The organism is Pantoea sp. ICBG 828, assembly GCF_002928355.1.
Lineage (GTDB): Bacteria > Pseudomonadota > Gammaproteobacteria > Enterobacterales > Enterobacteriaceae > Pantoea > Pantoea dispersa.
Window position 1 is genome coordinate 396,240 of record NZ_POWN01000004.1, and the last position, 14,723, is coordinate 410,962.

At 60.0% G+C, this 14,723-nt stretch carries 14 protein-coding genes; 9 read left to right on the plus strand and 5 right to left on the minus strand.

Annotation, left to right across the window (positions count from 1 at the left end):
• Nucleotides 1–36: 36 nt before the first annotated feature.
• On the plus strand, nt 37–576 hold the full coding sequence (locus tag C1Y43_RS12280) for a PadR family transcriptional regulator (protein WP_021314062.1): 540 nt from the start codon (nt 37–39) through the stop codon (nt 574–576).
• 5 nt (nt 577–581) lie between these two features.
• Here C1Y43_RS12280 and C1Y43_RS12285 read toward each other — a convergent pair whose 3' ends face one another.
• Nucleotides 582–869 carry a SelT/SelW/SelH family protein gene (locus C1Y43_RS12285; protein ID WP_104188365.1) on the minus strand — a complete coding sequence of 96 codons (288 nt, stop codon included), beginning with the start codon at nt 867–869 and terminating at the stop codon, nt 582–584.
• Between the two features lie 342 nt (nt 870–1,211).
• Between C1Y43_RS12285 and C1Y43_RS12290 the strand changes: the two genes are divergently transcribed.
• From C1Y43_RS12290 to C1Y43_RS12310, 5 genes are read left to right on the plus strand one after another with little or no spacing between them, the layout of a single operon-like run.
• Nucleotides 1,212–3,578: a TonB-dependent receptor domain-containing protein gene (locus tag C1Y43_RS12290; RefSeq protein ID WP_104188367.1), complete on the plus strand. Its 2,367-nt coding sequence runs from the start codon at nt 1,212–1,214 to the stop codon at nt 3,576–3,578.
• A 50-nt stretch (nt 3,579–3,628) separates the two neighbouring features.
• Nucleotides 3,629–4,660, plus strand: a complete 1,032-nt coding sequence (locus C1Y43_RS12295) for a hemin-degrading factor (protein ID WP_104188369.1) — start codon at nt 3,629–3,631, stop codon at nt 4,658–4,660.
• Nucleotides 4,657–5,481, plus strand: a complete 825-nt coding sequence (locus tag C1Y43_RS12300) for a hemin ABC transporter substrate-binding protein (protein ID WP_104188371.1) — start codon at nt 4,657–4,659, stop codon at nt 5,479–5,481. Before C1Y43_RS12295 ends, C1Y43_RS12300 begins: the two co-directional genes overlap by 4 nt.
• Nucleotides 5,474–6,475, plus strand: a complete 1,002-nt coding sequence (locus tag C1Y43_RS12305) for an iron ABC transporter permease (protein WP_104188373.1) — start codon at nt 5,474–5,476, stop codon at nt 6,473–6,475. Before C1Y43_RS12300 ends, C1Y43_RS12305 begins: the two co-directional genes overlap by 8 nt.
• The gene (locus C1Y43_RS12310; protein WP_104188374.1) at nt 6,468–7,247 is read left to right on the plus strand and encodes a heme ABC transporter ATP-binding protein; all 780 of its coding nucleotides are present in this window, start codon (nt 6,468–6,470) and stop codon (nt 7,245–7,247) included. The genes C1Y43_RS12305 and C1Y43_RS12310 overlap by 8 nt, the downstream gene beginning before the upstream one ends.
• Before the next feature lie 10 nt (nt 7,248–7,257).
• On the opposite strand, the gene C1Y43_RS12315 is transcribed toward C1Y43_RS12310, so the two are convergent.
• The gene (locus C1Y43_RS12315) at nt 7,258–8,250 is read right to left on the minus strand and encodes an MDR family oxidoreductase (protein ID WP_104188376.1); all 993 of its coding nucleotides are present in this window, start codon (nt 8,248–8,250) and stop codon (nt 7,258–7,260) included.
• Between the two features lie 560 nt (nt 8,251–8,810).
• On the opposite strand from C1Y43_RS12315, the gene C1Y43_RS12320 reads away from it, so the two are divergent.
• Nucleotides 8,811–10,958, plus strand: a complete 2,148-nt coding sequence (locus C1Y43_RS12320; protein WP_058757120.1) for an ornithine decarboxylase — start codon at nt 8,811–8,813, stop codon at nt 10,956–10,958.
• A gap of 67 nt (nt 10,959–11,025) precedes the next feature.
• Here the strand turns inward: C1Y43_RS12320 and mltC are convergent, their stop codons facing one another.
• From mltC to mutY, 3 genes are read right to left on the minus strand one after another with little or no spacing between them, the layout of a single operon-like run.
• Nucleotides 11,026–12,105, minus strand: coding sequence for a membrane-bound lytic murein transglycosylase MltC (mltC, locus tag C1Y43_RS12325; protein ID WP_021506619.1), 1,080 nt, complete (start codon nt 12,103–12,105; stop codon nt 11,026–11,028).
• 54 nt (nt 12,106–12,159) lie between these two features.
• The gene (locus tag C1Y43_RS12330; RefSeq protein WP_010617014.1) at nt 12,160–12,432 is read right to left on the minus strand and encodes an oxidative damage protection protein; all 273 of its coding nucleotides are present in this window, start codon (nt 12,430–12,432) and stop codon (nt 12,160–12,162) included.
• A complete protein-coding gene (gene mutY, locus C1Y43_RS12335) occupies nt 12,432–13,517 on the minus strand; it encodes an A/G-specific adenine glycosylase (RefSeq protein WP_104188378.1) in 1,086 nt (361 codons plus the stop codon). Before mutY ends, C1Y43_RS12330 begins: the two co-directional genes overlap by 1 nt.
• 154 nt (nt 13,518–13,671) lie before the next feature.
• Here mutY and trmB point away from each other — a divergent pair, with 154 nt between their 5' ends.
• Both trmB and C1Y43_RS12345 read left to right on the plus strand, forming a co-directional pair.
• Nucleotides 13,672–14,391 carry a tRNA (guanosine(46)-N7)-methyltransferase TrmB gene (trmB, locus tag C1Y43_RS12340; protein WP_021506621.1) on the plus strand — a complete coding sequence of 240 codons (720 nt, stop codon included), beginning with the start codon at nt 13,672–13,674 and terminating at the stop codon, nt 14,389–14,391.
• Nucleotides 14,391–14,717: a YggL family protein gene (locus tag C1Y43_RS12345; protein WP_021313105.1), complete on the plus strand. Its 327-nt coding sequence runs from the start codon at nt 14,391–14,393 to the stop codon at nt 14,715–14,717. Before trmB ends, C1Y43_RS12345 begins: the two co-directional genes overlap by 1 nt.
• Nucleotides 14,718–14,723: the final 6 nt, after the last annotated feature.

The following is a 14,723-nucleotide window of genomic DNA, read 5'->3' on the forward strand; positions in this document are numbered from 1 at the left end:
TACTATCAACCTCCCTCAACTGACCCCGGGAAGGCGATGAAACAGCAGCGGGATGTTCCAGAGCACGCCGATGCGGCACAGCGTGCCAGCTGTGCCGGCGCACGCAGAAAGCGGCGCGAAAGGATGCTGGATGCCAGTGATATTCGCCTGCTGATGCTGCACTTTCTGGCCAGCGGCGCGGCGCACGGTTATGAGCTGATCAAATCGGTGGAAGAGTTGTCGAAAGGCGAATATTCCCCCAGCCCCGGCATTATTTATCCCAACCTGACGCTGCTGGAAGAGATGGACGCCATTCGCGTGGTGGATGCCCAGGCCACGCGCAAAGCCTACGCGCTTAACGATGCGGGCCGCGCGCTGCTGGCGGAAAATGGCGAAAACGTGGCGGTGATTATCGGGCGGCTCACTTCGCTGGCGATCCTGGTCAACAACCGCAGCATTCCGCAGGTGGAGCAGGCGATCCATACGCTTCGCTATACGCTCAATCACCGGCTGTCGCAGGAGCAGATTTCACCGGCCACGGTGGAGATTGTCGTGGCGGCGTTGCAGGACGCGGCAGAGAAGATCGCCAACAGCTAAGCGCGTTACGGTTTCTTCTTGTCCACATGCCCCAGTTCGCGATCCGGCCAGCAGACATCGCGCACCCGCTGCTTCAGTGCTGCCGCATCGGGAAAGCCGCCTTCCTGTTTGCGTTCCCAAATTACCTGACCATCAATGCTAATCTCGAATACGCCGCCGCTGCCGGGCTGGAGCGTGACCGCGCTGAGATCGCCGGCAAAGGTATGCAGCAGCTCCTGCGCCATCCACGCCGAACGCAGCAGCCAGTTACATTGGGTACAGTAGTGAATGGTTACTGCCGGTTTATCTGACATCCTATCCCTCCTGTTAGTGCTTGATTAATCATGGGTTAACAAATTGTGCGCACAAAGATACATCTTAATGCAAATGATATTGATAATGATTACCAATTGCATTAAATTGTTTTCGCCATCATTTTACTCTCTATAAATCCCGCAGGCATCCCTTCGGCGCCGCTGCCAGTGACACACGGCAGCTGTGCACTGAAGCGCGCATGACACTGTGCCACAGGTGCCGGGATCGATAACATTATCTGGCCAGCGTGACGCGCTGTTTCACGGTTTTTAGCATAAAGCCGTGGTTTTCTGGCAGCAAATAAGTGAGCGAATACTAACAATTAACCAGGTATTTCGCGCATGTCTTTACACCTTCAGGGAAATTTCCGGCAGCGTCTGTTTATCGTCGCTGTTCTTGCTTCAGCCATTCACGCAGCCTGCAGCTATGCCGCCAGCGACAGCAGTACGCTGGCGCGTTCCGCAGAGAACAACAGCAGCAATGAACCGGTAATGACCGTTACCGCGCCTAAGCAGCAGGCCGGCAGCAAAACCACGCTCACCGCCAGCGATCTGCAAAAACGCGGCGCCAATGACTTCGGTTCGATCATGCGTTATGAGCCGCTGGTCAGCGCCACTGGTGCGGCGGGCGGTTCGTCAGCCGGTAAAAGCGGCTTTGACCGTGCAGGCTACACCGGCTACAACATTCGCGGGCTGGAAAGTAACCGTGTCGGTCTGGATATTGATGGCATTCCGGTACCGGACGCCACCGGTCGTCCGTACGTCAGTCGTGCCGGTAACAATACCTTCGGTATCGGTCGCGACTACATCGACCCGTATATGTTTGGCAGCGTCGAAATTGAGAAGGGCGCTACATCGGTGGAACAACCTAACACCGCCATCGGCGGTAACGTATCGTTTCATAACAAGTCGCCGGACGACTACCTCAGCAGCGATAAAACCCACTATTTCGGTTATCAGAGCGACTACAGTTCGGCAGATCGCAGCTGGCACAATGGCATCACCGCGGCGGCAGGGGATGATGAACTGCGCGGCCTGTTTGTCTACAGCCGCCGCGACGGCCAGCAGACGCGCAACAACAGCGGCGTAAAAGACGCCTACCCGGCCAACTGGCACTCGGATGCCTTTATGACGTCGGGAATCTGGCAGCCAAACGATCAGCACAAGCTGAGCGCCACCTTCGACTACTACCACAAAACCAATCACACCCACTACGATACCTGGGACAGCAGCAGCGGCAACACTATCTGGGGCACTGCGCAACAGCAGAGCGATTCGCGCCGCTGGGGCATTAATCTTGCTGATGAGTGGACGCCGTACAACGAGATGATCGATACGCTGACCACGCGGGTTTACTGGCAGCAAACCGAGGCGCACGACACCACCTGGTTACCGACCAGCGCCAGTCAGTACGGTTTCGTCTACTCTGACTACAACGTCGATACTTTAGGGTTTGACACGCGCGCCAGCAAAACCCTCGGCCGCCACGAGCTGAGCGGCGGCGTCAACGCGCGCGTGGAGAACAGCGAGCGTCCGTTCCGCCAGGAGCCGAACCCGGGCACCTTCGGCACCATCACCCAGCCGCAGTCAGACAGCCGTTCCTGGACCGTGGCCGGTTATCTGCAGGATAAAATTAATTTCGATCTCGATAGCCACAATTTCGCGGTGATTCCCGGCGTGCGTGTTATTCATCAAAGCACCAAACCGAAGAACCTCGGCGATCTGACCAACGGCAGCACGGTGCTGACCGCAGAGCAGGTGGAAAAACTGTACGGCAAGACCAATTCAGACACCGAAGTGCTGCCGTCACTGACCTTCCAGTACGATATCAATCCGGCGCTCACCACCTGGCTGCAATATAAGCGCGGCGTGGAGTTCCCGACCACCAGCCAGCTGTACGGCTCGTGGAACCTTGGTTCAAGCTACGCCGGCAGCGCGCAGTATGCGCTGATTGGTAATACCGATCTGAAAACCGAGACCAGCAACAATTTTGAGTGGGGTCTGAAAGGACAGCCGACCGACGGCATCACCCTCAATACCTCGGTGTTCTACAACACCTACAAAAACTTTATTGCCTACACCCGCTATCGCCGCGCCACCAACCCGGCGATGTTCGTCAATGTTCCGGCCAACATCTACACCAGCTATCAGGCTGAGAACCGCGACAAAGCCTACATTTATGGGGCGGAGATCAGCACCCGCGTCAACTACGGCAGCTGGTTCCCGACCGTGGATGGCCTGAGCAGCACGTTCGCGCTCGGCTACAGCGAGGGTAAAGCGAAATCCCGCTATCTGGGCGACAAATACATCGATCTCGACAGCGTCGCGCCGCTGAAAGCGATTGTCGGCGTCGCGTGGGACGACAAAGCGCGCGGTTACGGCGCTGCGCTCACCGCCACCTTCGTCAAAGGCAAACAGGCCAGCGCCACCAACCGTGAGAGCTACAGCAACAGCGGGGCGGCCATCAGCGACGCCAGCAGCGAATACATGCGCGTGCCGGGCTACGGCCTGATCGATGCCACCGCGTACTGGCAGCTAACGAAAAATGTCAGGCTGAGCAGCGGTGTCTACAACATTACCGATCGTAAATACTGGGATTACCTCAGCAGCCGCACGCTGACCAGCGCCAGCGCGCAGGAGCGCAACGACATCAATCTGGCCGTGATGCCGGGACGCACCTGGCAGCTCGGCGTGAACGTCGACTTCTAATCACTTTTCGCCCTGCGGTGGCGCAGGGCATTTTCACGGGAGCAAGCGCAATGCATCAACGCTATCAACACTATCTGGCGCTGAAAGGCCAGCATCCAAAAATGTACGCGCGTGATTTAGCCGCGCTGATGGGCATAGGGGAAGCACAGCTGTGCGAAGCGCGCGTGGGCCACGACGCGCAGCCGCTGCGCGCCGATTTTCCGGCGCTGCTGACGGCGCTGGCGGCAGTGGGTGAGACCAAAAGTATTACGCGCAATGCCTGGGCGGTGCACGAACAGGTGGGAACCTACAGCAATCTGCATCTCGGCGAACATGGCGGGCTGGTGCTTAATCCGCGTGCGCTCGACCAGCGTCTGTTTCCCGCGCAGTGGCACAGTGCTTTCTTCCTGCGCGAGCAGACCGCGCACGGCGAACGACAGAGCATACAGATTTTCGATCGTCACGCTGATGCGGTGCTGAAAATCTACACCACCGCGCAAACGGAGATGCCGGCGTGGCAGGCATTGATTGAGCGCTTCCGGCTGGCGCACGCGCCTCAGCTGCAGCCGCAGCCGGTCAGCGCCACGCCGTTCAGCGACAGGGTGGATGCCGGCACTGTCGAAGCGGAGTGGCGTGCCATGACCGATGTGCATCAGTTCTTTGGCCTGCTGAAGCGTCACCATCTCTCGCGGCCGCAGGCGTTTCGCGCGGTGCCGGATGATTTAGCGCGTCAGGTGAGCAACACCGCGCTGGCAACGCTGCTGGGCCAGGTACAGCAGGATGGCAATGAAATCATGATCTTCGTCGGCAATCGCGGCTGTACCCAGATCTTTACCGGCACTATCGGGAAAGTGGTGCCGCTGGATAACTGGATTAACGTTTTTAACCCCACATTCACGCTGCATCTGATGGCGGATCGCATTCACGAGAGCTGGGTGACGCGCAAGCCGGGCGGCGATGGCTTCGTCACCAGTCTGGAGCTGTTTGCTGCCGATGGCACGCAGATTGCCCAGCTGTACGGCCAGCGCAGCGAGGGCACGCCGGAACAGGCACGCTGGCGCGAGCAGGTGATGGCGCTGACGCCGACAGCAGCCGCCGCATGAAAGCGCTGATCCTGACACTGCTTGCTCTGCTGACGCTGCCGGCGTGGGCGGCGCAGCGCATCATTACTATCGGAGGCGATGTAACGCAGATCGTCTACGCGCTGGATGCGCAGGCGCAGCTAGTGGCGCGCGACAGCACCAGCCAGCATCCGGCGGCGGCCACCAGGCTGCCGGATATCGGTTATATGCGCCAGCTCAACGCGGAAGGCATTCTGGCACAGAAACCGACGCTGGTACTGGCCAGCGCGCTGGCTAAACCGTCGCTGGTGTTGCAGCAGGTGGCGGACGCCGGGGTAACGGTGGTGGAGGTCAGTGGGGATAACCGCCTCGACGCCATCACGGACAAAATCGCCACCATTGGCAAAGCGCTGCAGCGTGAACAGGCGGCCCGCGCGTTGATCGACAAGGTCAACAAACAGCGTGCGCAGCTACCGCAGCGGCCGCTGCCGGTGAAAGTGCTGTTTATCATGGCGCACGGTGGATTACGTACCCAGGCGGCTGGTGCGCAGACCGGCGCTGACGGCGCAATTCGCGCTGCCGGCCTGGTCAATGCCATGGGCGCGGTGCCGCACTATCAGCAGCTGTCGCAGGAGGGCGTCGTGGCGGCGGCACCGGATTTGGTGGTGGTCGGCGAAGAGGGGCTGCGCACGCTGGGTGGCGAACAGGCGGTGTGGGCGCTGCCGGGCCTGCAGTTGACGCCGGCCGGCCAGCATCACGCGCTGCTGGTGATTGATGAGATGGCGCTGCTGAGTTTCGGCCTCGATACGCCGGACGCGATTTTGCGCCTGCGCCATGCGGCGGAAGCCGTGCAGCATGATTAACCGCCTGATGATGCGCTGGCTGATGTTAATGAGTATCAGCATGCTGGTGTGCATGCTGCTGGCGGCCAACCTCGGCGCGATGCCGCTGTCGCTGCGCACGCTGTGGCAGGCGCCGCTCAGCGATCTGGCCTGGCAAATCTGGCTCACAATTCGCCTGCCGCGCGTATTGCTGGCGGTGCTGACTGGCATGGCGCTGGCGGTGTCCGGCGCGGTGATGCAGGGGCTGTTTCGTAATCCGCTGGCCGATCCCGGACTGCTGGGTATCAGCAGCGGTGCCGGGCTGGCGGTGGCGCTCTCAGTGGTGTTGCCGGTCAGCCTGCCGCCGCTGCTGGCGCTCTGGCTGCCCTCGCTGGCAGCGTTTGCCGGCAGCCTGGTAGTAACGCTGCTGATCTTCAGCTTTAGCCGGCTGGCGCAGGGCCTGCTGGCGCGCCTGCTGCTGGTGGGCATTGCGATTAATGCGCTATGCGGCGCGGCGGTTGGCGTGCTGTCGTGGCTGAGCAACGACCAGCAGCTGCGTCAGCTGTCGCTGTGGGGCATGGGCAGCCTGACGGGTGCCCAGTGGCCGAGCCTGCTGGTGTGCGCGCTGCTGATTGTTCCGGCGCTGCTGCTGGTACAGACGCGCGCGCGTCGCCTCAATCTGCTGCAGCTGGGCGAAGAGGACGCGCACTATATGGGCGTCGATGTTAAACGCACGCAGCGCCAGCTGTTGGTGCTGAGTGCGCTGCTGGTGGGCACGGCGGTGGCGGTCAGCGGCATTATCGGTTTTGTCGGGCTGGTGGTGCCGCACGTGATGCGTTTTTGTCTCGGCAGTGACCACCGCTGGCTGCTGCCGGGCGCGGCGCTGGCGGGAGCGATTCTGCTGTTGCTGGCGGATACGCTGGCGCGCACCGTGGTGATTCCGGCCGAAATGCCGGTCGGGCTGCTAACCAGTCTGTTGGGCGGGCCGTGGTTCCTGTGGCAGATTCTGCGCCAGCAAAGGGGGCTGAATGAGTGAGCAGTTGCAGGCGCGCGGACTGCGGTTTTGCCGGGGAACGCGTACCTTAATCGATGATGTTTCCCTGACGCTGCCGCCGGGCGAAATGGTTGCCCTGATCGGTCCTAACGGTGCCGGTAAGTCGACGCTGCTGCGGCTGCTGACCGGCTTTCTGCACGCGGACGCCGGCGAATGCTGGCTGGGCGATCGTCCACTGGCGGCCTGGCCGCGTGAACCGCTGGCGCAGCGCCGCGCGGTGATGCGCCAGCAAAACAGCGTCACCTTTCCGCTGCCGGCTGCCGACGTGGTGGCGATGGGGCGCGCACCCTGGCCGGCCGGTAACTGCCAGGCGGTGGTGCAGGAGGTGATGCAGTTAACCGGCAGCGCGCCGCTGGCGCAGCGCGACTATCGGTCGCTGTCGGGCGGGGAGCAGCAGCGCGTGCAGCTGGCCCGGGTGCTGGCGCAGCTGTGGCATGACGACGGCCCGCGCGGCTGGCTGTTGCTGGATGAACCCACCTCCGCGCTCGATCTCTACTGGCAGCAGTCCACTCTGCGCCTGCTGCACCGGCTGACGCGCAATGGCCGCTTCAGCGTCTGCGCGGTGCTGCACGATTTGAATCTGGCCTCACTGTGGTCGGATCGGGTGTTGTTGTTACACCACGGCCAGCTGGTGGCGCAGGGCGCGCCGCACGCGGTGATGACCGAACCGATTCTGACACGCTGGTATCAGGCCGACCTGCAGGTGGTTACGCCGCCAGCGCAGGATCGGCCGCAGATCCAGCTGCGGCCATAACTGCACCGGGTCAGGGCGCCTGGCGGCAATTGACAATCAGCCGACCACGCACCTGGCCCGCCAGCAGTTGTTCTGCGCCTGCGCGCGCCTCACTCAGTGGAATCACTTTGGTCATCTGCTCCAGCTGCGCGCCGTCAACCAGCTCCGCCAGACGCTGCCACGCCTGCTGACGCAGCGGTTTGGCGCACATCACGCTGTCCACGCCGGCCAGCGTAACGCCGCGCAGAATAAACGGCGCAACGCTGGTAGGCAGATCGAGGCCCTGCGCCATGCCGCAGGCGGCGACCACGCCGTCGCGCTGGATCCCGGCTAACACATTGGCCAGCGTGTGGCTGCCGACGCTATCGATCGCGGCGGCCCAGCGCTCTTTCGCCAGCGGTTTGCCGGGCGCGCTCAGTTCGTTACGGTCGATAATCGCGGAGGCGCCGAGCGTATCGAGCAGGTAGGCGCTGTCGCTGGCGCGGCCGCTGGATGCCACCACCTCATAGCCGAGACGCGCCAGCAGGCTCACGCTGAAGCTGCCCACGCCGCCGCTGGCACCGGTAACCAGTACCTGACCGTGCTGCGGTGTGATGCCCTGTTTTTCCAGCGCCAGCACGCACAGCATTGCGGTAAAGCCGGCGGTACCAATCGCCATGGTTTGCAGCGGGCTGAGCGCCGCCGGGACGCTAACCAGCCAGTCGCCGGAGACGCTGGCTTTCTGCGCCAGCCCGCCCCAGTGTTTTTCACCCACGCCCCAGCCGGTGAGCAGCGCAACATCGTCCTGCTGCCACTCCGGATGACGGCTGTGGATCACCCGGCCAACAAAATCGATGCCCGGCACCATGGGAAACTGGCGCACAATCGGCCCTTTATTGCAGATGGCCAGCGCATCTTTGTAGTTGAGGGTGGAGTAGCTTACTTCGAGGGTAACATCCTGATCGGGTAATTGTTGCTCTGACAGATCCTGCAGGGATGTGCGGTATCCCTGTTCATCATTTTCAATGACCAGTGCCTTGAACATGCAGCCTCCGGCTGGTTGGGAGAAGTGCGCTCCATAGTACGCTTCTGCCGCAGGGAGCGCCAGGCGGATGGGCGCGGCAGGCGGTCGCTATCGCACCGGCGTTACATTCTGCATAACTTTGCATAACCTTCGACTATTCAGGCAGTTAAAAATAGATGCTTTAACTATTATTCATTTAAATCAATGAAGTAGCGCATTGGCGTTCTGCATCAAAATTCCGCGCTGATTGGTTGTTCGCGGGAAAAAAAGATGCCATCATGTCGCCCGAATTTATTCCCCATCTTCATCGCTGAGGACGCCGCCATGTCCGGTACAATGCACATCTGCACTTGTCGCCGTGCGCTTCATGACAAGCGCGCCTCTGTCATCTGTTGTTCGCATTTCCCGCTCACCATGCGGTGAGGCTACGCCCCGTTCGCTGTTGGATATGAGTAAAGACAGACGCGATCTGGCTTTACTGATGTCTATCGGTTGCGGCCGCCGGACGTTATTCGCCGGGGAAATTTCCTCATTGCTGTGCCACTGGCACCCACTCATCCTTCATTACGGGGATTTGTGTTATGAACCCATTGAAAATTGCTGCCAGCGTAGCGGTAGCGCCAAGCCTGAGTCTCAACACCGCGCGCGACGTGGTGACGCTGGATAATACCGATTTCACCGACGTAGCCGCGGTAGTGGTCTCGCTGGCCGATACACGCAGCGGCGTGCTGACGCTGCTGCGCCAGACTGGCTTCAATCTGCCGGTGTTTGTCGCGAACGCCTTTGATGACGCGGTGCTGACGCTGCCGGGCGTGACCGGAGAGATCAACGGCGCAGCGGAAGAGTGGCAGGCGCTGGAGCAGGCGGCGCAGGCGTACGAGGCGGAACTGCTGCCGCCGTTTTTCGACACCCTGACGCGCTATGTCGATATGCAGAACAGCACCTTTGCCTGTCCGGGCCATCAGGGCGGGGCGTTTTTCCGCCGCCATCCGGCCGGACGTCAGTTTTATGAGTTCTACGGCGAGAACGTCTTTCGCTCCGATATGTGTAACGCGGACGTCAAGCTGGGCGATTTACTGATCCACGAAGGCTCGGCCAAGGATGCGCAGAAATATGCCGCGCGCGTGTTCAACGCCGATAAAACCTACTTCGTGCTGAACGGCACCTCCAGCGCCAACAAAGTGGTGACCAATGCGCTGCTGACGCGCGGCGATCTGGTGCTGTTTGACCGCAATAACCATAAATCTAACCACCACGGTGCGCTGATTCAGGCGGGCGCCACGCCGGTTTATCTGGAAGCGGCGCGTAACCCGTTTGGCTTTATTGGCGGCATCGATGCGCACTGTTTCGACGAGACGTATCTGCGCGAGCAGGTGCGCCAGGTCGCGCCACAGCGCGCGGATCAGCCGCGCCCGTTCCGGCTGGCGATCATCCAGCTTGGCACCTACGATGGCACGGTATACAACGCGCGCCAGGTAGTGGATCGCATCGGGCATCTGTGTGACTACATTCTGTTTGATTCGGCATGGCTGGGTTATGAGCAGTTTATTCCGCTGATGGCCGGCTGCTCGCCGCTGACGCTGGAGCTTAACGAGAACGATCCGGGGATCTTTGTCACCCAGTCGGTGCATAAGCAGCTGGCGGGCTTCTCGCAGACTTCGCAGATTCACAAGAAAGATAACCATATTCGCGGCCAGAAACGCTTCTGCCCACATAAGCGGCTGAACAACGCGTTTATGCTGCACGCCTCAACCAGCCCGTTCTATCCGCTGTTCGCTGCGCTGGATATCAACGCCAGAATGCATCAGGGCGAAGCGGGGCGCAGCATGTGGCACGACTGCGTCACGCTGGGCATTGAGGCACGCAAAGCAATCCTCGAGCGCTGCAGCCTGATTCAACCCTTCCTGCCGGAGCAGGTGCACGGCAAGCCATGGCAGGCGGCAGAAACCGCCACCATCGCCGCCGATCCGGCGTATTTCAGCTTCGAACCGGGCGCGAAGTGGCACGGTTTTGCCGGTTACGATGCCGGACAGTATCTGGTGGACCCGTGCAAACTGCTGCTCACCACGCCAGGCATCGATGCCACCAGCGGCGAATATACCCGCTTTGGCATTCCGGCCACCATTCTCGCCAACTATCTGCGCGAGAACGGTATCGTGCCGGAGAAGTGCGATCTCAACTCAATCCTGTTCCTGCTGACCCCAGCGGAAACGCCGGAAAAAATGGCGCATCTGGTGGCGATGCTGGAGCAGTTTGAACAGCACGTGCGGGAAGATGCGCTGCTGGCCGAAGTGCTGCCGAGCGTGTATCGCAGGCACGTTGAGCGCTATCAGGGCTACACGCTGCGTCGCCTGTGCCAGGAGATGCACGATTTGTACGTCAGCTACGACGTCAAGGATCTGCAGCGCGACATGTTTCGCCAGGCGTGTTTCCCGAAAGTCGAGGTCAATCCGCAGGATGCGCATCAGGCGTATATTCGCGGTGACGTTGAGCTGGTGCCGATCGCCAGTGCCGAAGGGCGCATTGCCGCCGAGGGGGCGCTGCCGTATCCGCCGGGTGTGCTGTGCGTAGTGCCAGGCGAAACCTGGGGCGGGGCAGTGCAGCGCTATTTCCTCGCGCTGGAAGCGGGTATCAATCTGCTGCCGGGCTTTTCACCGGAGTTGCAGGGGGTTTACACCGAGGAGGATGACAGCGGGCACAAGCGGTTAGTGGCGAATATGATGTTGTAGGAGGGGGCTGTTCCCTACCGCACGGCACCTTCTCCCGCAGGCGGGAGAAGGTGGCGATGAGCGCTAATCAATAACGGTGGTAGCTGCGCTGTGCCTGGCTCACTTTGTACAGATAGCGGCGCGACTCGGCCGACGGATGGTTGGTGGTCAGCGTCTGATACACCTGGCTCGGTGACATGCCGTTGATGGTGGCGAAGGCGCGGTCTTTATCGCTGGAGAACACGCGCAGCACGCTGCCCGCCCCGCCGTTATAAGCGGTGATCACTGCGTAACGGCGTGATAGCGGATCCTGAATCCCGCCGAGATAGCTCTTCTGCAGCAGCGACAGATAAGCGGTACCGGCATCAATATTATTGGCCGGATCGAGCAGATAGCTGCGGCTCGGTTTACCCCATTTGCCCTTCATGCGGAACACATCGACCCCGGCAGTATGCTGCACCACCTGCATCAGACCCAGCGCATCGGCGTTGCTTACCGCATAAGGGTTGAAGCTCGATTCGGTCTGCATGATCGCCAGAATCAGCGAGGCATCAACGCCATACTGTTCGGCCGCTTTGCGCACCAGCGGCAGATATTTATGCGCACGTTTGTCGAGGTGGTTAGGCACCATCGGAATGGTCACCGACCAGATAACGTGCAGCCCGGAGGTGCGTTTCTGCAGTTTGTTCTGAATCAGGTAATCAGCAAAGTTACCGGCGCGTCCCTGCCAGCGGATCGGCTGACCGGTGTTATCCAGCACCTGGCCGTACAGCAGTGGCTCTTTACTGATCTGAATATCGTTGGCGTCGGAGTAGAGATCGACGTTGCCCGGATCGTCACCAATCAACAGCGTGGTGATGATGGCCTGACGCAGGCTGGCCATCGGATCGGTGCCGGAAATGGTCTCAATGGTGATGCTACCGCTGTCGAAGTTGATGTGACTGCGGGTGTAATAGTTATCGCTGTATTTGACGTAGTCCTTGGGTCCGGCGATCAGAACCTCATTGATTCCCCAGATATTCTCGATGTTGGCGGCAAACTGCCCCATCAGAATGTCAAAACCGTTGGTGTCCTTAACCCACTCTTCATGGTACTGCGATTTTTTTTGTCCGGAGCAGGAGACTAACAGGGGTGCGATGACCAGCAGTGCTATCAGTTTTTTATTCATTGTGAATGCGTGCCTGACTCGAAAAAGAGGGCCTCAAAGGGAGGCCCTGAACGTTTATTTTTCTGGCGGGGTGTAACCTTCAATGTGCACATCTTTGCCTTCGAACAGGAAATTCACCATCTCCTTCTCCAGCACTTTGCGATCTTCCGGGTTCATCATGTTGAGCTTCTTCTCGTTGATCAACATGGTCTGCTTAGACATCCACTGCTGCCAGGCTTCTTTGGAAATCTCATTGTAGATGCGCTTACCCAGTTCGCCAGGATAGAGCTGAAAGTCCTGGCCTTCAGCGTCGCGTTGCAGATAAGTACAAAAAATGGTGCGGCTCATTACTCTTCCTCTTCGGTCAAACTGGTTCGCAGTTGAAGCTGCCGGGGATGGCGCAGCTCATGCAGCAGGCGCTCTACCGGCGCGGCCAGCCCCACTGACGGTGGTTGCGCTAAGTTATACCAGAGACCGCCGGCTTCATCCATCAGCGACCCGGAGGAAGGCCACACCAGCCACATAGGCACAATATCTAAGTGGAAATGGCTGAAGGTGTGGCGAAACGCGGTAAGCTGCTGCGGCTTCGCGTGGATGCCGCGCGCCGCCAGCCAGTCAGTCAGCGCTTGCTCACTGGTGAACTGCGGGAAGCAGAACAGGCCGCCCCACAAACCCACCGGCGGACGCTGTTCCAGAAACACCTCGTCGCCGTGCTGCAGCATCAGGAACCAGCCGCTGCGCTCTGGCAGCGTGACTTTCGGTTTCTTACCGGGATAATCAGCCCAGTTGCCTTGTGCATAAGCCGCGCAGCCGCTATTCAGCGGGCAGATTTCGCATTTCGGGCGGGAGCGAGTACACACTAACGCGCCGAGATCCATCATCGCCTGATTGAACTGGCTGACGCCTTCCGCTGGCGTGACGTCTTCACTGATCTGCCACAGCCGCTTCTCCACCTCTTTTTTGCCCGGCCAGCCGCTCACTGCATAGCAGCGCGCCAGCACGCGTTTTACGTTGCCGTCGAGGATCGGGAAATGCAGGCCAAGCGACAGCGACAGAATCGCGCCCGCCGTGGAGCGGCCGACGCCTGGCAGCGCCGCGACGTCATCGAAATGGGGCGGGAATACGCCGCCGTGCCGCTCAACCACCTGTTTAGCCGCCTTGTGCAGGTTACGCGCCCGTGCGTAATAGCCGAGACCGGTCCACAGATGCAGCACTTCATCAAGCGGCGCGGCGGCCAGGTCGGCAACCGTGGGGAAGCGCGCCATAAAGCGTTCGAAATAGGGAATAACGGTGGCAACCTGCGTCTGCTGCAGCATCACTTCGGAGAGCCACACCTTATAGGGCGTTTTCTCCAGCTGCCACGGCAGAGTTTTACGGCCAAAGCGTTGGTACCACTCCAGCACCTGTTGCGCGAACTGCGGCGCCTGCATCATAAGAAGGAAATTTTCCGTGTTTACTCTACAATCAGGCAGGAATTCCAGCACAGAGACATCAGGGTGTAAACCGGAAGATTGCAAAGGCTTGCTTCTGTTACTTAACTTTGCATAATGCCCGTTTCCCTGAACAGGCTAACCAGCAGGTTTCAACATGATTAATGACGTCATCACCCCGGAATTTGATGAGAACGGGCGGCCTTTGCGCCGTATCCGCAGTTTTGTGCGCCGCCAGGGGCGCTTAACGAAAGGACAGCAGCTCGCGCTCGACAATTACTGGCCGGAGATGGGCGTCGAGTATCAGCCGCAGCCGCTGGACATGGTCGCGCTGTTTGGCCGCGAAGCGCCGCTGGTGCTGGAGATTGGTTTTGGCATGGGCGCCTCGCTGGTGACCATGGCGCAGAACAATCCGCATCAGAACTTCCTCGGCATTGAAGTGCATGCGCCGGGTGTCGGTGCCTGTCTGGCCTCGGCCAAAGAGGCTGGCGTGCAGAATCTGCGCGTGATGTGTCACGACGCGGTGGAAGTGCTGGAAAACATGGTGCCGGACAATTCGCTGCGCATGGTGCAGCTGTTTTTCCCGGATCCATGGCATAAGGCGCGCCACAACAAGCGCCGCATCGTCCAGGTACCGTTTGCCGAGCTGGTGCTGCGCAAGCTGAAGCTGGGCGGCGTGTTCCACATGGCGACCGACTGGGAAGAGTACGCCACGCATATGCTGGAAGTGATGAGCAGCATCGATGGCTATAGCAATCAGTCGGAGAGCCAGAATTACGTGCCGCGTCCGGAAACGCGTCCGTTAACCAAATTTGAGCAGCGCGGGCAGCGACTGGGCCATGGCGTATGGGATCTGATGTTTGAGAGGGTGAAATAATGGCTGTAAAACGTAGCCGCCGTTTACGTAAAAAGTTGCATGTTGATGAGTTTCAGGAGCTGGGCTTCTCTGTTGCCTGGCGTTTTGCCGAAGGCACCAGCGAAGAAGAGGTGGATGCCACGCTCGATCAGTTCATCAATGAGGTGATCGATCCGAATGGTCTGGCCTATGACGGCAGCGGCTATCTGGTGTGGGAAGGGCTGGTGTGTCTGCAGCAGACCGGCAAATGCACCGACGCGCACCGCGAGCTGGTGCGTAACTGGCTGGAAAAGAAAAATCTCGCCGATATTCAGGTCACTGAACTCTTCGACGTTTGGTGGGACTAAGTATCA